The following is a 25254-nucleotide window of genomic DNA, read 5'->3' as shown; positions in this document are numbered from 1 at the left end:
TGCTGGCAGACTGAAAACCTGATGGGCGACCAAAGATCCTCTTCTCCCCTGGACCGGCTGCTGGCGGACCCCTCCCGCCGCGGCCGCATCACCCATGTGGAGAATGTTTCCGCACGTCAAGGCCGTCATGTGGAGTGGCCGGAGTGGGCACCCGAGGTGCTGGTGCGACGGCTCACAGCCGCCGGGATCGAGGCGCCCTGGGAGCATCAGGTCACAGCCGCCGAACACGCCCACGCGGGCCGGTCTGTGATCGTCGCCACCGGCACCGCGTCCGGGAAGTCCCTGGCCTACCTGCTGCCCGCCGTCGCCTCCCTCTACGCCGAGAACGAACGCGACGCGGGCACCGTGCTGTACCTGTCGCCCACCAAGGCGCTGGCCGCCGACCAGCTGCGCGCCCTGCGGCGCCTGCGGCTGACGCGGGTCCGCGCCGCCGCCTACGACGGCGACACGCCCTACGACGAGCGCTCCTGGATCCGCCAGCACGCCAACTACGTGCTGACCAACCCCGACATGCTGCACCGCGCCATACTGCCCGCGCACGCCCGGTGGAGCGGCTTCCTGCGCCGCCTGCGCTACGTCGTGATCGACGAGGCGCACGGGTACCGGGGCGTGTTCGGCTCGCACGTGGCGCAGATCCTGCGGCGGCTGCGGCGGATCTGCGCCCGCTACCACGCCTCGCCCACGTTCGTGCTGGCGTCCGCGACGACCTCCGAACCCGCCGCGGCCGCGTCCCGCCTCACCGGGCTGGACGTGGTGGCGGTGGACGACGACGCCTCGCCGCGCGGGCCCGCGACGTTCGCGCTGTGGGAGCCGCCGCTGACGGACCTGCGCGGGGAGCACGGCGCGCCGGTGCGCCGCACCGCGACGGCCGAGGCGTCCGACCTGCTCGCCGACCTCGTGGTGGAGGACGTGCAGACGCTCGCGTTCGTGCGCTCCCGCCGGGGGGCCGAGGCCGTCGCGCTGGGCGCCAAGCGCGCCCTCTCCGAAGCGGCCCCCCCACTGGTCGACCATGTGGCGGCCTACCGCGCGGGCTACCTGCCCGAGGAGCGCCGCGCGCTGGAGGCGTCCCTGCGCGCCCGCGAGATCGTGGGCCTGGCCAGCACCAACGCGCTGGAGCTGGGCGTGGACGTGTCCGGGCTGGACGCCGTGGTGATCTGCGGGTGGCCCGGCACCCGCGCCTCCCTGTGGCAGCAGGCCGGGCGCGCCGGGCGGTCGGGCCAGCAGGCGCTGGCGGTGCTGGTGGCGCGGGACGACCCGCTGGACACGTTCCTCGTCCACCACCCGGAGGCGATCTTCGGCACGCCCGTCGAGGCGACGGTCCTGGACCCCGACAACCCCTACGTCCTCGAACCCCACCTGTGCGCGGCGGCGTCCGAGATCCCGCTGACCGAGGCCGACGCCGAGCTGTTCGGCCCCACGACGGCGGACCTGCTGCCCGACATGGTCCGGCGGGGCATGCTGCGCCGCCGCGCCGCCGGCTGGTACTGGACCCGCCGCGACCGCGCCTGCGACATGGCCGACATCCGGGGCGCCGGCGGCGTCCCCGTGCAGGTGGTCGAGCTGGGCACCGGCCGCCTGCTGGGCACGGTGGACGAGGCGTCGTCCCACTCGCACGTCCACGAGGGCGCGGTCTACCTGCACCAGGGCGAGTCGTTCGTCGTGCAGACCCTCGACCTGGACGACGCGGTCGCCCTGGTGGAGCCCGCCGACCCCGACTACTCGACCACGGCCCGCGACGTCACCGACATCACCATCGTGGAACGGCTGCGTTCGACCAGGTGGGGCGAGGCGACCCTGAACTTCGGCACGGTCGACGTCACCAACCAGGTCGTCGCCTACCAGATGCGCCGCCTCCAGACCGGCGAGATGCTCGGAGAGAAACCCCTCGACCTGCCGCCCCGCACGCTGCGCACGCGCGCGGTGTGGTGGACGCTGTCACCCGACCAGATCGAGGCGCTGGGCGACATGGACGTGGCGGGCGCGGCCCACGCCGCCGAGCACGCCTCGATCGGCCTGCTGCCGCTGTTCGCGACCTGCGACCGCTGGGACATCGGCGGCGTGTCGACCGCCCTGCACCCCGACACCGGCCTGCTGACGGTGTTCGTCTACGACGGCCACGAGGGCGGGGCGGGCTTCGCCGAACGCGGCTACCGCGACGCGGCCGAGTGGCTGACGGCGACCCGCGACGCGATAGCGGCGTGCGAGTGCGAGTCGGGCTGCCCGTCGTGCATCCAGTCCCCCAAGTGCGGCAACGGCAACGACCCGCTGGACAAGCAGGGAGCCCTGCTGATGCTCGGCGAACTCCTCCAGGGCCGTCCCTGACCGACACCGCACCCGTCCGGGGACAGGTCCACGGGAGCGAACGGCGCGGTGGCCGATGACGGAAACGGCCGCCGGGCCCCTTCCGGAGCCGGCGGCCGTCCCGTACGGGTGCTCGCCTACTTGGCGCTCTTGCGGTGCTTCCTGGCGCGGTGCCCCCCGGCGGGCTGGGCGCCGTCCTTGCCGGCGATCCGCACCTCGACGCCGCTCTGGCGCCTGCCCAGCGTCGCCGGGCGCCGCCGGGCGGGCTTGGCGGCCGGAGCCTTGGCCGCCGCCGACACGGTCTTGGTGTCGCCCGCCTTCACCGCGAGGGCCGCGGTCCTGGTGGCGCCGGGGGCCTTGGCGTCCTTCACCGCGGCCTTGGTGGACCGGCCGGGCTTGGCGGAGGTCCCGACGGTCTTCGCCAGCGCCTCCGCGCGGGCGATCTGCTCGCGCTGCCGGGCGACGCGCTTGCGGCCGACCCCGGCGCGGGCCATGCGCGCGGCCATGCCCTTGTCGCTGACCCCGGCCTGCGCGACCCGCAGCCGCCGCGTCCAGGTGCCCAGGTGGGCGGCGATGACCAGCAGGATCAGGGCGATGCCTATGCTCTTGCCCCACTGCAGACTGTCGGTCGCCGCGGCGTTCGTGGCCTTCGGCGCGCTCGTCCCGAGGACCTGCGGGGCCGGGTAGGTGAAGCCGGGGGTGCTGCCCGGCGGCTGCACCGACGGCAGGGTGACCGGCGACTGGTTGTTGAACGGCGTGAGCGGCGTCTGGCTCGGCGGCGTGGTGCCGGGCGGCGTCGACGGCACGTTGGAGGACGGCGGAGGAGTGCTGCCCCCGTTGTCACCGTTGCTGAACGTCGCCTTGGCGATGCTCGCGCCCGAAGCGACCGAACCGCCCGTGCCGCTCGGCCGCTGGGCCCGCACGCTGATCGACGCCGTGCTCACGTTCCCGCCGGCCTTCAACGTGGCCGAGCAGCTCGTACCGGAGCAGAACCTGCCGACACCACCGCTGGCGGGGGTGACGCCGTTGCCGCTGACCGTGTAGCCGGTCAGGTCGTCCTCAAGCCCGAGGTTCCAGCGGACGGTGACGTTGCGCCCGGACACGCTGGTGGACAACCCGCTGGGACGCGCCGGGGGGATGCGCACGGTGAAGGTGCTGGTGGCGTAGGTGTCGTTGAAGATGGAGCCTCTGACCGTGACCTTGTAACGGCCGTTGCGGCGCACCGAGACGGTGCCCGACATGGACCCACGGCCGGTACGCGAGGTGAGATAGGTGTCACCCACGCCGGGGACGTCCACCCAGAGCTTCGCGAACGGAGGCCAGGTGCCGATGTTGGCGCGGACGGTCGCCACGGAGCCGCTAGTGATCACAGCGCCGTTCGCGGGAGAGGTGACACCCGTCCCCGCAGCCTGGGCCGGGGTCGCGGCGAGAACCGGGAAAGCCATCGCAAGGGGTGCGGCGAGAGCGACTGCACCGAACCTGCGAATCCTGGTCACGGCCTCAATCCCTTCATCGGATGATCTGCCGACAGCGTTCTGCTCACGCCCGGACACCGAGCCCTGCGGGGGTCTTCGGCCTTCGGGGGTGAGTGGCCGCTGTGTCGAGTGATAACTACGGGCTTACGGAAGCGTAACGTACTACCCAGTAACAGAAGTCACAGGAAGGTGACAAAGCGACTCCATCGTCGCCAACACCCACCTCCGGGCACCTATTGACACCGGGTGCAACGATCCACGGGGGCGTCAGGTTACGCCCTACGGCCCGACAGGGCCAGCCCTGGCCCGGGAAACGATCCGGAGCCCACCGCCCCCGACCGGCACACGGACGCCGACGACCACCTCGACCTCGACGATCGCACCCCGCACCGAACACACCGCCAGGCGTCCGCCGGAACCGTTCGCGATCCGTCCGGCCACCCGACAGGCGCTCCGCTCCCCCTCCCCGACACGCGCGGCCCCCGCCAACGCCGCAAGGTCAGCCGCGACCTCCCCGCGCTGCCGAGCGATCCGCACACCACCTCCCACAACGACCGCGGCCCCGACGAGCCAGACGACAGCCATGAACGCGAGCACCCAGACCGCCCCGGCTCCCCGCTCCCGCGCGCCCTCACACCTCCACAGCCCGCGCCGCTTCCAAGAACCCCGAGCCACACTCCCTTCCTCAGTCGGCCTCCCTCCTCCCCCTCCATCCCACAAACGACTAACCCCGCCCATAAGCCCCTCACCCCCTCATCACCCACCGAGCTTCCAGCCCGTGCTTCAAACACCCTGGCCCACGGCGCTCCCCTGGGGCTCGCGCCTCACCAGCTCTCGGTGAGCGCGACACCGCTTCGCGATCTGACCCGCCGGCGCAGGAGCCACGGCACACGGACCAGCCAGGCCCATCACTCCACCCGTCACCGCGTGGATTCCTCGCCGCCCAGCGTGCTCCCCTCCGTCCCAGGCCCCACGGCTCCAAACCCACCGACCAGAACGCGCCAAAGCCCAGCCACGACGGCCACTGCACCGGCATCAGGAACTCACCGCACTTCGGCCCCGACGGCTGTCCGGCCCGAGAGCCCTGCGCTGAACGACCCCGCGCGCCCAGCACGCTCCAAGCCCAATCAGCGGTCTCGGGGCGAATGCGCATCAGCTCCAACGTCCCCGAGCTCAATCGGACCGCGCTTGGCAGGACCAGCCTCAGCAGGGCCAGCCGTACCGGGCTCGGTGGCCGCGATGACATGAGCCTGAACGGTGAGAGGCGGAAGCCTGGCCGCAGCCGGGGCCGGAATCTTGGCGGTGATGGAAACCCGGGTGGTCGCGGCATCACGACGGATATCGATCGCCGCACCACGCGGAATCGCACGGGCCACGAAATCCCGAACCGCAGGGAGGGCTTCTCCCCTCGCAGCCGCACGGGCCCCGCTACGAGCCGCGTCCGCGCAGGCCAGATGAACCGACGCCACCCGAATCCCCCACAACGCAACCGCTGTGACCAGCACCAGCGTGGGCAACACCAAGGCGACCTCCGCCGTAACCGCCCCCCGATCCCGCAGGGGCCCAGCTCTCACCGATCTCACCCGCGCGCTCTCGGCTCGCACACCATCTACTCGTACGAGCGCTGCCCACCTTCTTCTCTTCGCCGCCTCCTCCACACGAAAGCCACTCACTGGCATCCCTTCCGCCGGGGCGCGTCTGGTTCGCACCTCTCTGTTTCGCAAATCTCCTCGCACGTACATGCCTAGCCCTCCTCTGCTGATGCGCTCAGTTCCCAGACCCTGAGCCCCTCGTCGCGCATCCCAACGAACCTCGCTCACAACCCGCCCCCACACAGACGCACCACTTCATGCACACACCCCCGCAGACGTGCGCTGCCTCGAACGTGCGCTGCCTCGTCAACCGCCACCCCGTGAGCGTGGCTTCAGGAGCGCTTCTCCACCCGCTAATGCCACCTCAGGTCAGCACCACCCGCGCAAACACCACTCGTACGGACAGCGCCCCACCGGCAGCGCCACGTGCGGACAGCGCCACGTGCGGACAGCGCCACGTGCGGACAGCGCCACGTGCGGACAGCGCCACGTGCGGACAGCGCCACGTGCGGACAGCGTTTTGGCATGTGGTGGAAAACGAGGCGCAGATCCGCGTAGGCCGTGTGGGCTTGCGTCTGGGTCACGTGCGAGCTTGCATATGCGCTGGTCCGCGCTTACGTGCGACAGCCTGCGTCGGCTTGGGAGGCGAGAATCTGGAACGTTTGCTGGCTGGTTTCAGAAACGATTGGCGCTTCACTCCGCGCGCATGGTGACCAGCCTTGGGGACGGCGGAGGAGGTTAGGGAATCGCAGGCATCGCTTCTGGCTGGAGCGTTGCTGGTTCCCGGTCACCGTGCTGCCGCCCTCGGCGGATGTTCCTGGCGCTTGGCGCACGAACGTTCTCAGGTCTCACCTCCAATGTCATCGCGCGTATTGCGGCTTGCTCTCGCAGGAGCCGCGCATGGGCACGGCGTGCGAGGTCATGTGCGAGTTTGCGTGCAGAGCCCGGCGTGGGGGCGCGTGGACAGGTTTGTACGTGCAGGGCTGTACGCGAAGGCTGGGTGGGCTGCGCGTCGGAGCTGGGCGCAAGGTCGCGTGTCGCGTACAGCGCCCGCACGTACGGGAGCCGCACGTGGATTCGCGCGGGTCCGTGTTGTCGCACGTCACGGGCTGCACACGCCGGGGTGGGCGTGAGGTTGCGTGCGGTGCTGCTTGCGTAGGGCTATGCGCGCTTGTGGGGCTTGCGGTGAACGCATGTGGGAGTCGTGTGACCGCCAGCGCTGTCGGGCAGTTGTCAGCTGCTCAGATGGAGACCCTTTTTCAAGATCGTTAAGAGCAGGTTGCGGACTTCCTGGCTGGTTACGATCTTGAAGAGGGCGGTGCCGAACGCCGTGGCGGCGACCAGGACGACCGCGTACTCGGCCGTCGCCGCGCCTCGATCCCGGGTTCCCCTCCAGCGCCGCTTCAGCACCCGCAGTGCCCTGGCCAGCCGCGCCCTCATCGTTCTCATCGGGAACTCCTTCCATCGCTCGGGACGCTCGGTGCGCCCGCGTTCCCAGAGTGCGGGGCATGGACTGATCGTCTCCAGCCTCTGCGGCGACCTGTGGATAACTTCTTTCGCGGGCGTCGACCGTGACGTGCGGGCAATGATCAGAAGGTTCACAGTGGCGTTGTGGTCGTCCTTGGCCAGTCGTTCCTTGGTGGGGGCACAGCCCTCACCGGCTCCGTCTCTGTGGCGTGCGCGCTATGCGGGCAGGTGACCGGGTGGGGCGGCCGGTGATCGGCGCGGTGCATGGGTGAATCGGCCTTGCGGCTCTGACCGGATGGATCCAGCGGTGCCGCAACGTGGATCAGCGTTGTTTCAGCCACCCCGGCCGGGCGTGGGATCGCCACCCGTTACGAGGTTGCCGTTCTTGTTGCGGCTGTCGACGTGTGGTTGTAGCTGCTGTCTCGCTACTGGGTCCTCATGTTGATGCTCTGCCGCCTCGGCGGACCTCCATGAGCTCATCGGCTGGGAGGTCGCGCCGGACGCCTTGGAGTAGCTGGGCAGGGCCGGGGGTGGCTGGTGCGCTCGCGCCCTGGCCGATCCCGATCAGGAGTGCGTCATTGCTGCGGATGGTCATGCCCCCTTGTGGAGTTCGTGGGGCTGGACGGGATGGTGGTCGTCCTGGCTCAACGTGGAACGGGGTGGGGTGCGCCCCGGGTTCGTCGGCGTCACGGTGCGCAAACGGTTTGGCTGGGTCTTAGGGGCGCAGTCGCCGCGCACGGTCGCTGCGCGAATCCTCTGGGCCGTTGGGTGGAAAGTGCGGAATGTGGTGCCTGGCCCGACGGTGCCGCCTTTGGCTCATCGTCCGGGTCCGCGCCGCAAGGTTGGGCGTTGGGGGGCTGTTTCGGTGCATCCTCTGGATGTCTGCTGCGCCCTTGGTGTCGGCGGCCGGCGGTCAGCCCGTGACGGGTGGACCCGTCCTGTCGTCTGGCCGTCGGTCCGTCCGGCTGGTGTTCATGCGGATGGGGTCGGTCAAGGGGTGAGGCGGTTGACGACGCTCCAGTCCTCTCGGCCGTGGCCATCGGCCACCGCTTGGGTGAAGACCGACAGGGTGGCGTCGAGGAGCGGGTAGCCGGTCGGTCCGGCCAGGCGGGCGGCGTAGTCCAGGTCCTTGCGCGCCCATTCGGCGGAGAAGTTGATCGGCTCGGGCGGGGTGACCAGGTTGTCGTGCGCCATCCTGGTGATGACGCCGCCCGGCCGCTCCCGCAGTGCCGCGCCCACCTGGTCCAGGTCCAGACCCGCCGCCGCGGCGAGCTTCATGGCCTCGCCGAACGCGGTCATGTGCGCGGCCTGGAGCGCGTTGAGCACCAGCTTGAAGCGGGTACCGGAACCGACCGGGCCGAAGTGCCGGACCTCCCGGGAGATGGCCCTCAGCACCGGGTCGAGTCCGGGCAGCCGTGCCGGGTCGCCGCCGACCAGCATCGTCAGGTTGCCGGTCCGGGCGCCCTCCGCCCCGCCGGTCAGCGGCATGTCGTAGAAGGTGAGCGCCCGCTCCGCGCAGGCGTCCGCGAGCTGGGCGATCCAGTCGGCCGACAGGGTGGCCGAGGAGATCAGGATCGTGCCGGGGCGGGCACCGGCCAGGATGCCTTCGGGGCCCAGCCAGACCGCGCGTGAGGACTCGTCGTCGGCGGTCACCTCGAAGACCACGTCGGCCTGGCGAGCCGCATCGGCCGGCGTGGAGGCTACCAGCGTGGTCTCCGGGATCGAGGAGAGCGTTTCCGGGCTCAGCGGGCCGCGGTTCCACAGGATCACGTCGTGCCCGCCGCGGACCAGGTTGACCGCCATGCCCCGGCCCATGATGCCGACTCCGACGATCGCCACAACCGCCATCGTTCCCTCCCTGGTCAGCGCCTGATCGGCTTGTGGCACCACGGTGCTCGGCCTGGCCGGTGACGAGGCAGGCCCATCCAAGGGGGGCCCTGGGAGGGCATCCCTTGGTTCGCCGGCGGCGCGACATACTCGAGCGGTGGCGACGAAGGCGGATTTGGGAGAGTTCCTGAAGGTCCGGCGGTCCAGGATCTCGCCCCAGGAGGCGGGGCTGCCCGCGACCACCGGACGCCGCCGTACGCCCGGACTGCGCCGCGAAGAGGTCGCGATGCTGGCCGGGGTGAGCATCGAGTACTACACCCGGCTGGAGCAGGGGAAGCAGAGCAACCCCAGCCCGCCGGTGCTGGAGGCGATCGCCGAGGTGCTGCGGCTGGACGAGGACGAACGCGGGCACCTGTTCGAGCTGGCCAACGCTCCCGCGGTCAAGCCGAACGCCGCCGCCCGGCCGCCCCAGCAGATCAGGGCGGAGGTGCGGCGGCTGCTGGAGATCGTCCGTCCGTACCCCGCCTATGCGCTGGGCCGGGCCAACGACCTGCTGGCCGCCAACGAGGCGGGGATGAGGCTGCTGCCGGGGATCGAGGAATGGCCCTTGGCGCTGCGGAACACCGCCCGCTACACGTTCCTGCATCCGCAGGGGAAACGCGTCTACGGCAACTGGGACGAGGTGGCCGCGGCCACGGTGGCCCATCTGCGCGCCGTCGCCGGGACCTACCCCGACGCGCCCGACGTGGTCGGCCTGGTGGGAGAGCTGGTCGTCAAGAGCCGGGAGTTCGCCACCCTGTGGGAGCGGTACGACGTGCGCAAGCGCACCAACGGCCGCAAGTGCTTCCAGCATCCCGCCGTCGGCCCCATGACCCTGTCCTACGAGGTGCTGACCGTCGCGCGCAGCGAGGGGCACCGGCTGGTGGTCTACCAGGCGGAGCCGGGCACCCCCGACCACGACGCGATGCTGCTGCTCGAAATGGCGGAGGTGAACGGCTGAGGCGGCAGCGGTCAGGCGGGTTCGGGTCCTCTGGCGACGGGTGGGACCACGGTTGTCTCGCTTTCACTTCTGGCCACAGGGTGAAGGTGATATTCGATTGAAGAGTGAGGACAACGAAAGACCAGGTCACAGCGTTGCTGTGGTTGGACTGAGTTCAACGGGGATCCATCGGGAGAGGCGAGGGGTTTTCGCCCCAGGGTGGCCGGTCAAGCTGTTATTGGCGGCCGATCTGTTGCGTTTCATCTCTTGAATTTCCTCGTCTTTGGTGACGGGTGTTTGGCGCGTACTGTTTTTGGTGTTTTCGCAAGTCATGCTGTGGCTCTTGCAGGTGGCGTTGTTCTTCGGTTGGGGAATGGCACCGCGAAGTTGTGGGTGTGCACGGGGGCGTTGGCCGCCTTGGGGGCGGAACGGAAGGTCCTTCTGGGATTCAGGGAAAGGTCAGGGGAGCTGCCAGGCCCGCTACCGCGGGGACTATGCCGATGCACACGAAGGCCGGCAGGAAGCACAGGCCCAGCGGGAGCAGGGCTCGGACGCCTGCCGCTCGGGCGCGGGCCGTGGCCGCCGCGTGGGCCGCGCGGCGTTGGTCGCGGGCCAGGCGGGACAGTGCCGCGGCCGGAGCCGCTCCGCTGTCGGCCGCGCGGGCGGCCGTTCGGGCCAGCGGGGCGAGGACCGGGTCCCGGGCCAGGTCGAGCCAGGCTTCTTCCGGGTCGACGCCCAGTCCGATCCTGATCCCCAACGCTTGCAACTCCTCGCCGACCGGCCCGCCGACCGCCTCCGCCACGGCGTCCACCGCCGCGTTCCACGGGGTGCCGCCGCGCAGGCAGGCGGCGAGGAGGTCCACCGCGATGGGCAGGTCCGCGATCAGGCGGGCCCGGCGGGCGCGCTGCTCCGCCCGTTCGAGCCGTTCGAAGGAGCGGTGGAGGAGGGCGCCCAGGATGATCGCCGCCACTCCGCCGAACAGGACGCCCAGCACCACCACGCAGCCCACCGCGACGCCGGCCACCGCCGCCCAGCGCAGCATCGTCTCGCGCTGGTCGCCGGCCTTTGTCCTGGTCGCTGGTGGGGTGTCGCCGCTGTTCGCTTCGCGTTGGGACGCGGGGGTGGGGAGAGGGCGGGTCAGGCGTCGCTCGGCGGCGTTGGGGGTGCCGGTCCAGAGGTAGGCGGCCGCGGTCATGGCCAGGACGGTCGCGGCCTCGGCCATCATCGGGGACCCTCCGCCGCTTGGGCGAGTCGGCGCGTCCAGCGCAGTCCGGCCAGGTCGAGGGCCACGCCGAGGATGAGGCAGGCCGCGCCCGGGAGGGTGCCGAGAAGGAACTCCAGGGGCCTCGCTCCCAGCATCGCCGCCATGCCCAGGCCGAGGAGCGGGAGGAAGGCCACCATCCGGGCGGTGGTGCGGGGCCCCGCGAGCTGGGTGGCGATCTCCTGGCGCTGGGCCTCCTCGTCGCGGAGCGCGGCGGCCAGGCCGTCCAGGACGGTGGCGAGGGTCCCGCCGCGTTCGGCTCCGATGCGCCAGCAGGCCGCCAGGAGGCGCAGCCCTTCCGCTCCCGGCACGACCGCCGCCAGCGCTTCGAGCCTTTCGAGGGAGGGCAGGGCGGCGAAGTCCTCTGGTGAGGGCTCGTTCGCTGCCGGCCCGAACGGCGAGAGCAGTCTTCTGGCTTGGTCTCCGCGGGTGCTTTGTGTGAGGGGGGCCGCTGAATGTGCGGCACCCGCTCGCTTGGCGAGTGGCAGGACTTTCTGTGGGGCGGGGGCATTCCGGGGCGCGGGGCCGGATCGCAGTGGGGCGTTGGGTTGTGGTGTGGGGGTGTTGCCCCAGGGGGTGGAGTGGTCCGGGTGCACGGTGTCGTATCGGGGTGCGAGGGCGTCCCATGGAGTTGAGCCGCTTTGAAAACCGCTTTGGGGCGTGGGGGTCAGAAGGAAGGTCGAGATCTCTCGCGGGAGGATCCTGGCGGTCGCCTTGAAGGCCTCTTCCGGAGTTCGGCCTGCTGTCAGGTCGGCGGCCATGCCGTCGCACAGTTCTATGACGGCTGTCCGCCATCGTTGGGGGCGGTGGCGGCGTTCCCTGAGCAGGCTCAGGTGGGCGGTCAGGGCCTGGTGGAGCCTGGCCGGCAGTGGGTGGGCCTGGGGACCGGCTTGCAGGCGGGACAGTCTGCGGGCCGCCCGGGGAGTGCCGGTGAGCAGCCACGCCGCTGCCGCCGCGCAGCATGTCGCCAGGAGGGTCGCCCAGGTCATGGTGCCGCCTGGTCCGGATTGAGCAGTGCCGAGATCGGGAGCTTGCGAGCGGTCTCGGCACCCATGAGGGAGGACCTGGCGTCACAGGGCCAGGGCCCGCCGCGCGGGCGGGTGGCGACGAGCACTTTCATGGCGCCTCCTGGTCCGGGCCGAGGAGCGTCACGCCCGGGAGCTGGCGAGCGGCGCGGGAGGGCCCGGAGCCGTCCGGTGAGGGGGTCATGGGGTGTCTCCGTCGCGGGTGGACAGGCGGGTGGCCAGGGCTTCGGCCCCGGGGGCCGTGACCAGGTCGCCGGTCGGGGTGAACGTGATCGCGGGGAGCGCCTCCACCAGGCCGTCGGGGGCCCGCCGGAGGAGGCGGATCTCCGCCACCCGGCGGTGGCCCTCGGGGGTCCGGGTCAGGTGGACGATCACGTCCAGGGCGGCGGCCAGCTGGCTGTGGACCGCTTCGCGGGTCAGGCCGGCGGCGCAGGCCAGCGCTTCCAGGCGGGCGGGGACGTCGGCCGCGCGGTTGGCGTGGAGGGTCCCGCAGCCGCCCTCGTGACCCGTGTTCAACGCGTTCAGCATGGTCGTCACCTCGCGGCCACGCACCTCGCCCACCACGAGGCGGTCGGGGCGCATGCGGAGGGCCTGGCGGACGAGGTCGTCCAGCGTCACTCCGCCCGCGCCCTCCACGTTCGGCGGGCGGGCCTCCAGGCGGACCACGTGGGGATGGTCGGGGCGCAGCTCGGCCGAGTCCTCGACCAGGAGGAGGCGTTCGGCGGGGGACGCGAGGCCGAGCAGGGTGCTCAGCAGGGTCGTCTTGCCCGTCCCGGTGCCGCCGGTGATGAGGAACGCCGCCCTGGACCTCACCAGGGCGGCGAGGATCTCGGCCGCGGCGGGCGGGATCGCCCCCTTGTCCACCAGCTCGGCCAGGGTGAACGCGCGGCGGCGGGGGAGGCGCAGGGAGAGGCAGGTTCCGTTGGGGGCGATGGGCGGGAGGACCGCGTGCAGGCGGGCGCCCCCGGAGAGGCGGGCGTCGGCGTAGGGGGCCGCGTCGTCCAGGCGGCGGCCCGCGGTGGCGATCAGGCGCTGGGCCAGGCGGCGGAGGGTCTGCTCGTCGGGGAAGCGGATGGCCGTGCGGACCAGGCCGTGGCCCGCGTCCACCCAGACCTCGGCGGGGCCGTTCACCAGGACGTCGGTGACGTCCGGGTCGTGGAGCAGCAGCTCCAGGGGGCCCGCGCCGGTGAACTCGGCTCGTAACGCGGCCGACAGCTCCAGCACCTCGCTGTCGCCCAGGAGGCGCTGTTCGGCGCGGATCGCGGCGGCCAGCCTCCCGGTGGTCGGTTCCGCGCCGGTGGTGGCGAGGTGGTCGCGGACCGCTTCGGACAGGTGCTTCTCCATGGTCGTCTCCCGTGTCGGGTGGCCGGGCCCGCCGCTAGGCGGCCTGGCGGGCGGGGGTCTGCGTCAGGGTGGTGAGCAGGTGGGCGCACAGGGTGGGCAGGGGGCCACGGCGCAGGATCCGCGGCAGGTCTCCGTCCTCGGCCGCCCGGGAGGTCCGGCGGTCCCTCTCCAGGGCTCCGGCCAGGGGGAGGTCCAGGGACTGGGCCACCAGCTCGGGGGTCAGGCCGCCGGGGGACGGGCCGGTGGTGACCAGGCGGAGGTCGGCGGGGGCGCCGCGCAGGGTCGCGGCGGCCAGGGCCGCGCGGACCTCGGTGGGGACCAGGAGGAGGCCCACCTCGGCCAGGGCCAGGGCGGCGGCGCCGATGTCGCTCGGGTGTTTGGGGACGTCCACGACCACGAGGGCGAACGCTCGCGTCGCCGCGCCCAGGACCGCGTGGACCGCTTCCGGTTGGACGGGGACGCCCGTGTCGCGCCAGGACAGGACCGACAGGTCTCCTAGGCGCGGCAGGGCCTCGCGGAGGAGGGCCGGGCTCAGCCTGCCCCGGCGGGTCGCCAGGTCGGGCCAGCGCGCCCCCTCGGTGTCCTCCAGGCCGAGGAGCAGGTCGATCCCGCCGCCGTGGGGGTCGCCGTCGACGAGCAGGGTGCGCCGGCCGGTCTCGGCGGCGGTCAGGGCCAGGGCGGCGGCGAGGACGCTGGTGCCGGCGCCGCCGCGCGCCCCGCGGACGCACACCGTCGTCGCCCGGGCGGCGGTGGGGTCGGCCGCGGCCGCCAGCGCCTCGATCAGCCAGTCCTCCTCGTCGGGCAGGACCGCGAGGTCCTGGGCTCCGACGCGCAGGGCGCGCCGGTAGGCGTCGTCGAGGTCGTCGGCCCGGGTCACCAGGACGATGCCGGAGCGGCGGGGCAGGCGTTCGGCGGCGACCGCCTCGGCCAGGTCCGCTCCGACCAGGATCAGCGGGCAGCGGTGCCAGGCGGTCCGGGCCTGGGCCGCCCTGTGGGCGACGTCGGCGCGGGCGGCGGCCGCGGCCGCCAGGCGCAGGAGGTCGTCGGCGAGTCCGGCGTCGCCGGTCACGATGGTCGCCGCGCAGGTCATGGGGGCCTCCGGGGGAAGTCGGAGTTCCACGATGCGGGTCCGGCGAGCGACGGCGGAAGGGGTTTCCCCAGCCTGTGGATAACTTCGGCGGGTGGCGGCCATCGGTGCGATGGCCGCCACCCTTTCCCAACGCCAGGGCGACCCCCGCCGGGGGGGAGAGCGGGGGTCGCCGGACGGTCCGGCTCCGGGGGGGTAGAGCCGGCCCGTTTTCCCAAGAAAGCCTCGGGGCGGAACGCACTAAGCGGCCATGCCAGATTGATCTATAGAGGGGGCAAAGTCGCCGTCTCCAGTGTAGGCAGATGCAACATATGCTGCCCGACCACCGAGAGTTCCGTCGAGCGGGAAAGAGGCTCGCCAGGTGTTGTTTTTTCTCACCTGGTTACGAAGTTGCACTCCCGCTCCGAGAGGGAGCGACCTGCAACGGCACGGACAGTGAGCGCACCGGCCCGCCAAAGATCTCTCCGGGATCGTCACGAAAAAGAAACGATCACAGTGAGTGATCAAAACGGCGATGGGGCAAGGCGCCCGGAATGCGATGTTTCCGACTCCGCGTAGCGTCTCCCGCACACCGCGCGTTCCCGTCCCAGCCTCCCCTTAAGGGACTTCCTTTACCAATCGAGGGCTTGCCATCAGCGCAAATGAGGCGTACACAGGTTGTACGGACGAAGTGTCCGAGCACGGCAGCCGGGTACCCACGCGCGACCAGCCGCGGGAGGCGCGTCGAGACGGGCTTGACCCGCTCCGACGAATACAGGTGCACGCTTGGTAACCCGGTGTGACGTGACTGGCGGCGGCGCCCTGAGCGATCAGGGCGCCGCCGCTCTGTTTCCGGGGCCTCAGCCGGCGCGCACCTCCAGACCGAGCGCGGTCGCCAGCACGACGGCCTGACGCGGATCTATCACCGCGCCTACCAAGCGGACTGTCAGCGGGTCGATGGAGGAAATTTCACTACCTCGCAGGTCGCAATCCGAGAGGTCGGCCCGGTGCAGCATCGCCCCCGACAGGTCCACCTCGCGCAGCGCGCCGCAGCGCGCGCCGGTGAGGTCGGCCTCGCGCATCCGCACCCCCGTGAACGACGCGCGCCGCAGGTCCGCCCCCGGCAGACCGGTGAACGACCAGTCGCCGCCCTCCACCCTCATCAAATCGTGGGTGCAGCCGTCGAACAGCCCGCCCAGCACCTTGCAGCCGCGCAGCGTCGCGTCGAAGAAGCCGCTGCGGACGAACGTGCAGTTCAGGAAGGCCGACTCGGTGAACGCGGCGGCGTTGAACCGCACGCCCCGGAACGTGCAGCCGTCGAAGACCGCGCCCTTCCCGGACGCCTCGGTCATGTCCACGTCCACGAACAGCACGGCCTCGTGCCGTTCGCCGGACAGGTCGCGCGAGTCCCAGTCGGCGCCGGTGACGGTGGTCTCGGTGGGTGCGGCGGGCCTGCCGCCGACGCGGTCGGCCATCCCCCGACCGTAACGGCGGCCTCCGACAGAACGGCGGCCGAACGTCAGCCGCGCATCAGCGCCTCGCAGATCGCCTGGGAGTCGCGGGCGGCGGCGGCCGTCGCGGCGGCGCAGTGCCGGATCCAGGTCGCGAGGCCCTCGGGCGTCCCGGAGGCGTAGGCGCGCAGGGCGTCCGCGTAGTCGGCCGACAGCTCCAGGTGGCCGACCTCGGGGGCGGCCAGGGACTTGGGGTCGAGGCCGCGGGCGACCAGGGTGAGGCGCTGGGCGGCGCGGGCCACCAGGCCGTCGCCCCGGCCGAACGGCCGCAGCGTCGCCAGCTCGCCGTGCACGATCGCCGCGACGACCAGCGCGGGGGCCTTGGTCGGCGTGGTCAGCAGGCCGCTGAGCATGTCCAGCCGGGCGGCCACCTCGGCGGGCGACGGGGCCTCCCCCAGCTTCAGCGGATCGGCGACCTCGGCGCCCTCCGCCCGCGGGCGGCCCAGCAGCTCCCGGTCGACGGCGTCGGCGGCGGCCAGCACGTGCAGCCGGGCGAGGACCTGGCGGGGGGCCTGCCGCCAGGTCTCGGTGAGCGCCCCCAGCTCGGCCGAGACCCGCAGCGCGCCCTGCACGATCGGGTCGGTGGGGTTCTCGGTGGAGCGCAGCTCGTCCAGGGTGACCGTCGCGCCCTCCAGCACGGCCGAGGCGCGGGCCCCGCGCAGCGCGGACTCGGTGGACACCTCCGCGCTGCGCCGCCGCAGGATGCGGTGGCCGAGCAGGCGGTCCACGGCCTTGCGCGCGTCGGCGACGGCGTCCTCGACGCCGGGGAGGCTGGCGACTGGGGTGAGAGCATCGGTCACGGGCCCGACCTTATGCGGTCGCGCGGACCGGCCGGACCCCGGGTTCGCGTGTTCGCCCGACCTTGATTCCGAGGCCGCGGACCTGGGAAGAGCTGCTGTGTCAGGCATCACACAGCATCCGAGCGGAGCGGGGAACCTCCCGCGCCCCCGGGCCGGCTGTCAGGGGCCGCTTGCCCAACCAGCGGATCCCCTGGTGAAGTGGGCTCACCCGGGAGCCCCCTCTGTCGTTTTGAGCAAGGAGCACGCGTGAGCGAGAGCCAAGAGACCCTGTCGAACCTCCTGCAGGAGACGCGACGCTTCCCCCCGCCGGCCGAGCTCGCCGAGAACGCGAACGTCACCGCCGACGCCTACGACGAGGCCGCCGCCGACCGGCTCGCCTTCTGGGAGAAGCAGGCCCGCCGCCTCTCCTGGTCCCGGGAGTGGGACCAGGTGCTCGACTGGAGCAACCCGCCGTTCGCCAAGTGGTTCGTCGGGGGCGAGCTGAACGTCGCCTACAACTGCGTCGACCGGCACGTGGAGGCCGGACGCGGCGCGAAGGTCGCCTTCCACTGGGAGGGCGAGCCCGGCGACACCCGCACCCTCACCTACGCCGACCTGCAGCGCGAGGTCAACAAGGCCGCCAACGCCCTGCTGGAGCTGGGCGTGCGCAAGGGCGACCGGGTGGCGATCTACCTTCCGATGATCCCCGAGCTGCCGGTCTCGATGCTGGCGTGCGCGCGGATCGGCGCGACCCACTCGGTGGTGTTCGGCGGTTTCTCCGCCGACGCGCTGCGCACCCGCATCGACGACGCGCAGGCCAAGCTGGTGATCACCGCGGACGGCGGGTACCGGCGCGGCAAGCCCTCGGCGCTGAAGCCGACCGTGGACGAGGCCGTCGAGGCGACCAAGTCCGTCGAGCACGTGCTGGTGGTGCGCCGTACCGGCGAGGACGTCGTGCAGAACGGGCGCGACGTGTGGTGGCACGACCTGGTGGACCGCCAGAGCGACCAGCACGACGCCGAGGCGCACGACGCCGAGCACCCGCTGTACATCCTGTACACGTCCGGGACGACCGGGAAGCCGAAGGGCATCCTGCACACCACCGGCGGCTACCTGACGCAGGTGTCCTACACCCACCACGCGGTGTTCGACCTGAAGCCGGGGAGCGACGTGTACTGGTGCTCGGCCGACATCGGCTGGGTGACCGGGCACTCCTACATCGTGTACGGGCCGCTGGCCAACGGCGCGACCAGCGTGATGTACGAGGGGACGCCGGACACCCCGCACAAGGGCCGCTGGTGGGAGATCATCCAGAAGTACAAGGTGACGATCTTCTACACGGCGCCGACGGCGATCCGGACGTTCATGAAGTGGGGCGACGACATCCCGGCGCAGTACGACCTGTCGTCGCTGCGGGTGCTGGGGTCGGTCGGCGAGCCGATCAACCCCGAGGCCTACGTCTGGTACCGCGAGAACATCGGCGGCGGGCACTGCCCGGTGGTGGACACATGGTGGCAGACCGAGACCGGCGCGGTCATGATCAGCCCGCTGCCGGGCGTGACGGCGGGCAAGCCGGGCGCGGCGATGCGGCCGTTGCCGGGGATCGTCGCCGACGTGGTGGACGACCAGGGGAACCCCGTTCCGGACGGCGGCGGCGGCTTCCTCGTGCTGAAGGAGCCGTGGCCGTCGATGCTCCGCACGATCTGGGGCGACGACGAGCGGTTCGTCAAGACCTACTGGTCGCGGTTCGAGGACATGTACTTCGCCGGGGACGGCGCCAAGAAGGACGACGACGGCGACATCTGGCTGCTGGGCCGGGTCGACGACGTCATGCTGGTGTCGGGCCACAACATCTCCACCACCGAGGTGGAGTCGGCGCTGGTGTCGCACCCGAAGGTCGCCGAGGCGGCGGTCGTGGGCGCGACCGACCCGGTGACCGGGCAGGCGATCGTGGCGTTCGTCATCCCGCGCGGCAGCGCCGGCGAGGAGGTCGAGGGCGACGAGTTCGCCGGGGAGCTGCGCGACCACGTGGCGCGCTCGCTCGGCCCGATCGCCAAACCCCGCCAGATCATGATCGTTCCGGAGCTGCCCAAGACCCGCTCCGGCAAGATCATGCGGCGGCTGCTGAAGGACGTGGCCGAGAACCGCAGCATCGGCGACGTCACCACGCTGGCCGACAGCACGGTGATGGACCTGATCTCGCAGAAGCTGCCGAGCGCCAAGACGGAGGACTGACCGGATCCGCCGGGGGTGGCCCGTCCGCGTTCGCGCGGGCGGGCCACCCGCGTGTCCGGAACGTGCCCGGCAGGGCGGTCGCGTACGAGTAGGCGGCGATCATCCGGGTAAGGTCAGGCGCAGGTGTGCCGGGAAGTCTGGTCGGCGTGGGGACGGCCCTTCCCGGTTGACGGCGGGACGGGCCGTGCCCGTATCCCTGTCCGTCCACCGCTTCCGGGGGATCCATGCAGCGTCGTGTCACCATCTGGCCGTTCCGTCCGTCGGACCGCTACCGCCGGAACCTGGCCGAGGCCCTGCGGACCGAGACGGTCGGCGGCGTCATCATGCTGCTGGCCACCGTCGTGGCCCTGATCTGGGCGAACACGCCGTGGGCGTCCTCCTACGAGGCGCTGCGGCACTTCGAGGTCAGCCCGTCCTGGCTCGGGCTGGGGCATCTGGACCTGGCGCACTGGGCGTCCGGCGGGCTGCTCGCGGTCTTCTTCTTCCTCGCCGGGCTGGAGCTGCGCGAGGAGCTCGCGCACGGCGAGCTGCGCGACCCGCGCGACGCGGCGCTGCCGGTGATCGCCGCGGTGGCGGGCGTGGTGCTGCCGGCGGTCATCTTCCTGCTGGTCAGCAAGGGAGTGGAGGGCGCGGCGCGCGGCTGGGCGATCCCGACCGCCACCGACATCGCGTTCGCGCTGGCGGTGCTGGCGGTGACGTTCTCGGCCTGCCCGGCGCCGCTGCGCGCGTTCCTGCTGACGCTGGCGGTGGTGGACGACCTGATCGCCATCACGATCATCGCGGTGTTCTACACCGACGAGCTGTCGCTGTGGCCGCTGCTGCTCGGCGCCGGGTGCGTCGCGGTCTACGGCCTGCTCCAGTCCAGGGGGGTGCGGACGCCGTGGGTGTACGTGCCGCTCGCCCTTCTGGCCTGGTACTTCACGCAGCGCAGCGGCGTCCACGCGACGGTGGCGGCGGTGGCGCTGGGCATGCTGACCTCCTCGCGGGAGACGCCCGACGAGCGGCCCACCAACGCCGAGAGCGCCGACCACGCGCTGCGGCCGTTCTCGGCGGGGGTGTGCGTGCCGGTGTTCGCGTTCCTGTCGGCGGGGGTGACGCTGGGCGGGGACGCGCTGGGACAGGTGTTCACCGACCGGGTGGCCCTGGGCGTGATCCTCGGCCTGGTGGTCGGTAAGTTCGTGGGCGTTCTCGGCGGAACGTGGGTGGCCGTCCGGCTGGGTCTGGCGACCCTCGGCGAGGACGTCCACTGGCGGGAACTGGCGGGGGTGGCGATGCTGGCCGGTGTCGGCTTCACCGTTTCGCTGCTGATCGGCGGTTTGGCCTATGACGACCCGGCACAATCCGAGAGAGTGACGACGGCGGTCCTGGTCGCCAGCGTGGTCGCCTCGGCCGCCGCCACCGCCGTGTTCCGGCGCCGCGTCCGGGTGCGGCGGCGCGAGGCGGCGGCCGGCTGAGCCACCGCCGGGTGGCCCGCGCCGCGGTCCGGCTGACAGGCTGGGGAGCGGCGCTACCGGTCCGCAGGGCGGCCGGAGCCCTTGGAAGGAGAGAGCGATATGTCCGAGGCACTGCCGGGCGAGCGCATCGAGGACAAGTCCCTCGGCGAACTGGTCGCCCTTGCGTCGAGCAACGTGTCCAGCCTGATCCGGGCCGAGATGGACCTGGCCAAGCTGGAACTGAAGGACGACGCCAAGAAGGCCGCCTACGGCAGCGTGATGTTCGCCATCGCCGGGATGATCGGCGGGCTGATCGTCATCCTGCTGTCGATCGCGGCGGCGTACGGGCTGGTCGCGCTGGGCGTGTGGCACTGGGCGGCGTTCCTGATCGTGGCGGGCGTCTACCTGCTGCTGGCCGCCGCGCTGATCGGCTTCGGCTATCTGCGGATCCGCAAGATCGACGGGGCGAAGCGGACCCGCAAGACGCTGAGGGACGACCTGGCCATGCTGCGCAAGCGCGGCGACGGCGACAAGCCCGCGTTGACGGACTGATCCGGCCATGCCCGGCTATGACGCGTCCGACATCGAGGTCGAGGGCCCCTGGACGCACCGCGCCGTCAGCGCGGGCGGCACCCGCTTCCACGTCGCCGAGAACGGCGACGGGCCGCTGGTGCTGCTGCTGCACGGGTTCCCCGAGTTCTGGTGGTCGTGGCACAACCAGCTGGTGTCGCTGGCGGCGGCCGGGTTCCGCGCCGCGGCGGTGGACCTGCGCGGGTACGGCGGCAGCGACAAGCCGCCGCGCGGCTACGACCTGATCACGCTGGCGGAGGACGCCGCCGGGCTGGTGCGGTCTCTCGGCGAGGCGAACGCCATCATCGTCGGCCACGACTGGGGCGGCCTGCTGGCCTGGACGATGGCGGTGTACCACCCGAAGGTCGTGCAGCGCCTGGCGGTGGTCGGCGCGCCGCACCCGCTGCGGCTGCGCCAGGCGGTCCGCGGCGACCCGCGCCACCAGGGCTGGGCGACGCGGCACACGTTCGGCTTCCAGGTCCCGATGTGGCCGGAACGCCGCCTGCTGCGCGACGACGCCGCGTTCGTCGGACGTCTGCTGCACCAGTGGTCGGCGCCCGGCTGGCCGGACGAGAGCACCGAACGCCTGGTCCGCCGGGCCGCGCAGATCCCCGGTGTCGCGCACTCGGCGATGGAGTACCACCGCTGGCTGATCCGTTCGCAGTTCCGTCCCGACGGGCTGCGGTACATCCGGCGGATGCGGACCCCGATCCAGGTGCCCACGCTCCAGTTGCACGGCGCGCTGGACTCCTGCGTCCTGCCCGTCAGCGCGCAGGGGTCGGGACGTTACGTGGCGGCCCCCTACCGGTGGAAGCTGATCGAGGGGGCGGGGCACTTCCCGCACCAGGAACGGCCGCGCGCGTTCGACACCCAGCTCGTCGGGTGGCTGACCGACCCCGAGCCGGAGCGCTGATGCGGGACCGCGACGACGAGGGCCGGGCGCGGAACGCCCGCCCTCGGGACGCCTACGGCCGCCCGTTGCCGTACGGGGCGGACGGCGTCCCCACGATGCCCGAAGACCTGGACCTCCCCCCGGCGGAGGCGCTGGCCGAGGCGCAGCGGCTGCTGGACGCCGACCGGCCGTTCCACGCCCACGAGGTGCTGGAGGCGGCGTGGAAGCGGGCCCCGGACGGGGAGCGCGAGCTGTGGCGGTCCCTCGCCCAGGTGGCCGTGGGGATCACGCACGTCCGCCGGGGCAACCCGAGGGGCGCGCGGGCGCTGCTGGGCCGCGCCGTCGCCGGTCTGGCCCCGTTCGCGGCCGACCCGCCGCACGGCGTCGACGTCGCGGGCGTCGCCGCGGCCGTGAACGCCCTGCTCGCGGCCGAGGACCTGCCGCCCGCCACACCGGTCCGCCTGTCCCTGCGGTGACGGGCCGGACGCTCGCCCCGGGCCCCCGTCAGTCCGAGCAGCTTCCGGTGTCCACCGGGACGGTCGCCTCGGCGCCGGCCCGGGCGTCGGGGGCGACCTCCTCGGCGGTCAGCGCGTAGCCGGTGGGGGCCGAGGTGTCCAGCGCCGCCGCGAAGATCACGCCGTAGACGCGGCCGTCGGAGGTCAGCAGCGGGCCGCCGGAGTTGCCCGGCTCGACCTTGCCGCGGATCGCGTAGATCTCGCGGTGCACCTGGCTGGAGTGGTAGATGTCCGGGCCCTTGGCGGTCTGCTGGGCGCGGATGCGGGCGGCGCGCGCGGTGAACGGGCTGTTCTTCGGGAACCCGGCGATGATCGCGTCGTCGCGGACCCGCGCGGGACCGGCGAACTTCAGCGGCTCCGTCCGGACGCCCGGGACGTGCAGCACGGCGATGTCGCGGCGGGGGTCGTAGAGGACGACGCGGCCCGACAGCGTGGTGCCGTTGAGGAACTGGACGCGGGACCGGCCCTGCGCCCCGGCGACGACGTGCGCGTTGGTCATCACGCGGTCGGGGGCGTACACGAAGCCGGTGCCCTCGATCTTGCGACCGCACTGCGGCGCGGTGCTGGTGATCTTGACGATGCTGTTGCGGGCGTTGCGCAGCACCTCGGTCTTGAGGATGGCGTCGTCGGGCGGCGGCACCTCGGCCACCGACTCGCCGCCGAGCCCGTTGAAGACCTGCGGGAACTCGCTGTTGCGGACGAACTGCCGGAACGAGGCGAACCACGTCTGCGCCGCGTCCGGCATCACGTCGTCGATGCCGCCGAGGATGGTGGAGCCGTTGACCTGGGTGCGCAGCGGCTTGAAGTCGGAGTTGTGCAGCAGGCTGCCGAAGAACCAGGCGACCAGCAGCAGCGACACGGCGCTGACCACCGCGCCGCCCGCCGCGTCCACGGCGCGGGCGTTGATGTCGGTCACGCGGTTGCGCACCACGGCGCCCGCCGACGACGCGACCAGCTGGCCGAGGGTCGCCGCCAGGAACGCGATCACGATGGCCAGCAGCGCCTGCTGGGCCGTTCCGTCCACCACCGAGGAGGCGATGGGAGGAGCGATCAACACGCCCACGACGCCGCCGCCCAGGAAGCCGACGAAGCTCAGCAGGCTCACGATGAAGCCCTGCCGGTACCCCGAGACCGCGAACAGCGCGACGAGCACGAGCAGGATGAGGTCGAGAAGATGGTCACCCAGCACCGCTTCACCGTATAGCGAGAGCGGCCCTGTCCACGTCCCCTCGTCGGACCAGATTCCGTCCGTCCGGGTAGCCGTGGGGGGTGATGCGCCCCGGCGCCCCGCTCCGGAAGGATGCGGGGGTCAGCCGCGGGAGGCCAGGTCAAGCACGTCTTGGGGCAGATCCTCCACGTGCCCGGTGTCCCAGGGGCGGTCCCAGCCGCCCGCCTCCAGAATCCGCGTGAGAAGCATCGCGGTGAAGCCCCACACGAGCATGCCGCCGACGCGGAACGCCGGGCCCGTCGCGATGCCGGACGGGTGGCGGACCACCAGGCGGTTGGCGGGGTCGGTGAGCTCGGCGAGCGGGACGCGGGCGACGCTCGCGACCTCGCCGGGGTGACCGGGGGCGATGTCCGACGGCTCGCGCCACCAGCCGACGACGGGCGTGACGCGGTACCCGCTGTGCGACAGGTGCAGGTCGGGCAGGGTCGCCAGGACGTCCACGCCGGAGGGCTCGACCCCGGCCTCCTCCCACGCCTCGCGCAGCGCCGCGCCGACCGGGCCGTCGTCCTCGGGGTCGATGCGCCCGCCGGGGAACGCGGGCTGCCCGGCGTGCGCGTTGAGGGTCGCGGCGCGCTGGGTCAGCAGGACGTCGGGACCGTACGGGCCCTCCCCGAACAGGATCAGCACGGCGGCGGGGCGGGCGTCGGCGGGCGGGCTCAGGAACGGCGGCAGCGTCATCCGGGGGACCTCGGCCAGCAGCGGGCGCAGCCAGTCGGGGCAGGAGGCAGGGGGGTTATCGGTCACGTCACTCCCAACGATCGGCTCACCGGCTTGCTTCCCAGGCGGCGCCCGGCGTACCTCCCGCGCGGGCCCTGTGCGGAACGCGACCACCGGTCGCGCGGAGACGGGGGCGCGGGGCCCTCCTCACGAAGGCGGTCCGGTCTTGACCAGTTTGGCGGCCACCGCCGCGTCGACCGGGCCGGTTCCGAACGACGGGCACAGGGCCGCCACCGGGCAGGCGCCGCAGGCGGGCTTGCGGGCGTGGCAGATGCGGCGGCCGTGCCAGATCAGCCGGTGCGACAGGATCGTCCACTCCTTGGGCGGGAAGATCTCGGCGATCTCGTGCTCGACCTTCACCGGGTCGGTCTCGGTGGTCCAGCCGAAGCGGCGGACGAGGCGGCCGAAGTGGGTGTCGACGGTGATGCCGGGGACGTCGAACGCGTTGCCGAGCACGACGTTGGCGGTCTTGCGGCCGACGCCGGGCAGCGTGACCAGGTCCTCCAGCCTGCGCGGGACCTCGCCGTCGAAGCGTTCGACCAGCGCCTTCGCCAGGCCGAGCAGGGACTTGGCCTTGGCCCGGTAGAAGCCGGTCGGCCTGATGAGCCGCTCCAGCTCCTCGGGGTCGGCGGCGGCCAGGTCCTCGGGCGTCGGGTAGCGGGCGAACAGCGCGGGCGTCGTCAGGTTCACCCGCACGTCGGTGGTCTGCGCCGACAGGACGGTGGCGACCAGGAGCTGGAACGGCCCGTCGAAGTCCAGCTCGGTGTGGGCGTCGGGATAGGTCTCGGCCAGCATCCTGTTGATCTTCCGGGCCCGGCGGACCATGCCCAGCCGGGTCTCGTTCGCCCACTTGCGGGACCGCCGCGCGGATCCCGGAACCGCCTCCGTCGCCATGCCGCCAGGGTAAGGCGTCGTCCGGGCCCGCCGGGCGGGACCGGCGGGGAACGGTCCGCGGCCGACCCCAACTATTACATGTGTAATAGCAGTTCGCGGCAAGATCACCTATGTGAAGGGGGACCATGGTCTTCAAGCGCGTG

The 25254-nt window shown here is 72.2% G+C and carries 21 protein-coding genes; 7 read left to right on the top strand and 14 right to left on the bottom strand.

Translation table 11 applies throughout. The features are described from left to right. Positions 1 to 21 precede the first annotated feature (21 nt). The gene (locus tag HNR61_RS11255) at positions 22 to 2322 is read left to right on the top strand and encodes a DNA 3'-5' helicase SftH (RefSeq protein ID WP_182843024.1); all 2301 of its coding nucleotides are present in this window, start codon (positions 22 to 24) and stop codon (positions 2320 to 2322) included. 116 nt (positions 2323 to 2438) lie between these two features. On the opposite strand, the gene HNR61_RS11250 is transcribed toward HNR61_RS11255, so the two are convergent. The 5 genes from HNR61_RS11250 to HNR61_RS11230 all read right to left on the bottom strand — a co-directional run bounded on the left by HNR61_RS11250 (position 2439) and on the right by HNR61_RS11230 (position 8683). Then, entirely contained in the window at positions 2439 to 3653 is a 1215-nt protein-coding gene (locus HNR61_RS11250) for a hypothetical protein (protein ID WP_182843023.1), read from the bottom strand. A gap of 402 nt (positions 3654 to 4055) precedes the next feature. Next, complete coding sequence (locus HNR61_RS11245; RefSeq protein ID WP_182843022.1) at positions 4056 to 4514, bottom strand: Rv3654c family TadE-like protein; 459 nt, start codon at positions 4512 to 4514, stop codon at positions 4056 to 4058. 389 nt (positions 4515 to 4903) lie between these two features. Further along, positions 4904 to 5455 (bottom strand): TadE family type IV pilus minor pilin, encoded by a 552-nt coding sequence (locus HNR61_RS11240; RefSeq protein WP_182843222.1) that lies wholly within the window; start codon positions 5453 to 5455, stop codon positions 4904 to 4906. 1146 nt (positions 5456 to 6601) lie between these two features. Next, complete coding sequence (locus HNR61_RS11235; RefSeq protein WP_246442417.1) at positions 6602 to 6817, bottom strand: DUF4244 domain-containing protein; 216 nt, start codon at positions 6815 to 6817, stop codon at positions 6602 to 6604. Positions 6818 to 7825: 1008 nt separating this feature from the next. After that, positions 7826 to 8683, bottom strand: a complete 858-nt coding sequence (locus tag HNR61_RS11230; protein ID WP_182843021.1) for an NAD(P)-dependent oxidoreductase — start codon at positions 8681 to 8683, stop codon at positions 7826 to 7828. A gap of 136 nt (positions 8684 to 8819) precedes the next feature. Here HNR61_RS11230 and HNR61_RS11225 point away from each other — a divergent pair, with 136 nt between their 5' ends. Beyond that, a complete protein-coding gene (locus tag HNR61_RS11225) occupies positions 8820 to 9662 on the top strand; it encodes a helix-turn-helix transcriptional regulator (RefSeq protein WP_182843020.1) in 843 nt (280 codons plus the stop codon). Between the two features lie 427 nt (positions 9663 to 10089). Here the strand turns inward: HNR61_RS11225 and HNR61_RS11220 are convergent, their stop codons facing one another. The 6 genes from HNR61_RS11220 to HNR61_RS11195 form a co-directional block, all read right to left on the bottom strand. Further along, a complete protein-coding gene (locus tag HNR61_RS11220; RefSeq protein WP_246442415.1) occupies positions 10090 to 10866 on the bottom strand; it encodes a type II secretion system F family protein in 777 nt (258 codons plus the stop codon). Continuing rightward, entirely contained in the window at positions 10863 to 11213 is a 351-nt protein-coding gene (locus HNR61_RS49875) for a type II secretion system F family protein (RefSeq protein ID WP_312897846.1), read from the bottom strand. Before HNR61_RS49875 ends, HNR61_RS11220 begins: the two co-directional genes overlap by 4 nt. Before the next feature lie 894 nt (positions 11214 to 12107). Further along, on the bottom strand, positions 12108 to 13271 hold the full coding sequence (locus HNR61_RS11210) for a TadA family conjugal transfer-associated ATPase (protein ID WP_182843018.1): 1164 nt from the start codon (positions 13269 to 13271) through the stop codon (positions 12108 to 12110). A 34-nt stretch (positions 13272 to 13305) separates the two neighbouring features. After that, positions 13306 to 14361: a septum site-determining protein Ssd gene (ssd, locus tag HNR61_RS11205; protein WP_182843017.1), complete on the bottom strand. Its 1056-nt coding sequence runs from the start codon at positions 14359 to 14361 to the stop codon at positions 13306 to 13308. 836 nt (positions 14362 to 15197) lie between these two features. Then, positions 15198 to 15812: a pentapeptide repeat-containing protein gene (locus HNR61_RS11200; RefSeq protein ID WP_182843016.1), complete on the bottom strand. Its 615-nt coding sequence runs from the start codon at positions 15810 to 15812 to the stop codon at positions 15198 to 15200. Between the two features lie 44 nt (positions 15813 to 15856). Further along, positions 15857 to 16648, bottom strand: coding sequence for a Fic family protein (locus tag HNR61_RS11195; RefSeq protein ID WP_182843015.1), 792 nt, complete (start codon positions 16646 to 16648; stop codon positions 15857 to 15859). Between the two features lie 246 nt (positions 16649 to 16894). On the opposite strand from HNR61_RS11195, the gene acs reads away from it, so the two are divergent. The 5 genes from acs to HNR61_RS11170 all read left to right on the top strand — a co-directional run bounded on the left by acs (position 16895) and on the right by HNR61_RS11170 (position 22233). Beyond that, entirely contained in the window at positions 16895 to 18862 is a 1968-nt protein-coding gene (gene acs / locus HNR61_RS11190) for an acetate--CoA ligase (RefSeq protein WP_182843014.1), read from the top strand. Between the two features lie 224 nt (positions 18863 to 19086). Next, positions 19087 to 20316 carry a Na+/H+ antiporter NhaA gene (gene nhaA / locus HNR61_RS11185; RefSeq protein WP_182843013.1) on the top strand — a complete coding sequence of 410 codons (1230 nt, stop codon included), beginning with the start codon at positions 19087 to 19089 and terminating at the stop codon, positions 20314 to 20316. Positions 20317 to 20415: 99 nt separating this feature from the next. Next, positions 20416 to 20847, top strand: coding sequence for a phage holin family protein (locus tag HNR61_RS11180; RefSeq protein ID WP_182843012.1), 432 nt, complete (start codon positions 20416 to 20418; stop codon positions 20845 to 20847). A gap of 7 nt (positions 20848 to 20854) precedes the next feature. Continuing rightward, positions 20855 to 21778 (top strand): alpha/beta fold hydrolase, encoded by a 924-nt coding sequence (locus tag HNR61_RS11175; protein WP_182843011.1) that lies wholly within the window; start codon positions 20855 to 20857, stop codon positions 21776 to 21778. Then, entirely contained in the window at positions 21778 to 22233 is a 456-nt protein-coding gene (locus HNR61_RS11170; RefSeq protein WP_182843010.1) for a DUF309 domain-containing protein, read from the top strand. The genes HNR61_RS11175 and HNR61_RS11170 overlap by 1 nt, the downstream gene beginning before the upstream one ends. A gap of 28 nt (positions 22234 to 22261) precedes the next feature. Here HNR61_RS11170 and HNR61_RS11165 read toward each other — a convergent pair whose 3' ends face one another. From HNR61_RS11165 to nth, 3 genes are all read right to left on the bottom strand, one after another. Continuing rightward, complete coding sequence (locus tag HNR61_RS11165; RefSeq protein WP_182843009.1) at positions 22262 to 23461, bottom strand: MarP family serine protease; 1200 nt, start codon at positions 23459 to 23461, stop codon at positions 22262 to 22264. A 120-nt stretch (positions 23462 to 23581) separates the two neighbouring features. After that, positions 23582 to 24244, bottom strand: a complete 663-nt coding sequence (locus tag HNR61_RS11160; RefSeq protein ID WP_312897845.1) for an NUDIX hydrolase — start codon at positions 24242 to 24244, stop codon at positions 23582 to 23584. A gap of 120 nt (positions 24245 to 24364) precedes the next feature. Then, positions 24365 to 25111, bottom strand: coding sequence for an endonuclease III (gene nth / locus HNR61_RS11155; protein WP_182843008.1), 747 nt, complete (start codon positions 25109 to 25111; stop codon positions 24365 to 24367). Positions 25112 to 25254 lie beyond the last annotated feature (143 nt).

The organism is Actinomadura kijaniata (assembly GCF_014138665.1).
Lineage (GTDB): Bacteria > Actinomycetota > Actinomycetes > Streptosporangiales > Streptosporangiaceae > Spirillospora > Spirillospora kijaniata.
The sequence above is the reverse complement of the archived record's forward strand: the minus strand, read 5'-3'. Positions and strand labels throughout refer to the sequence as shown.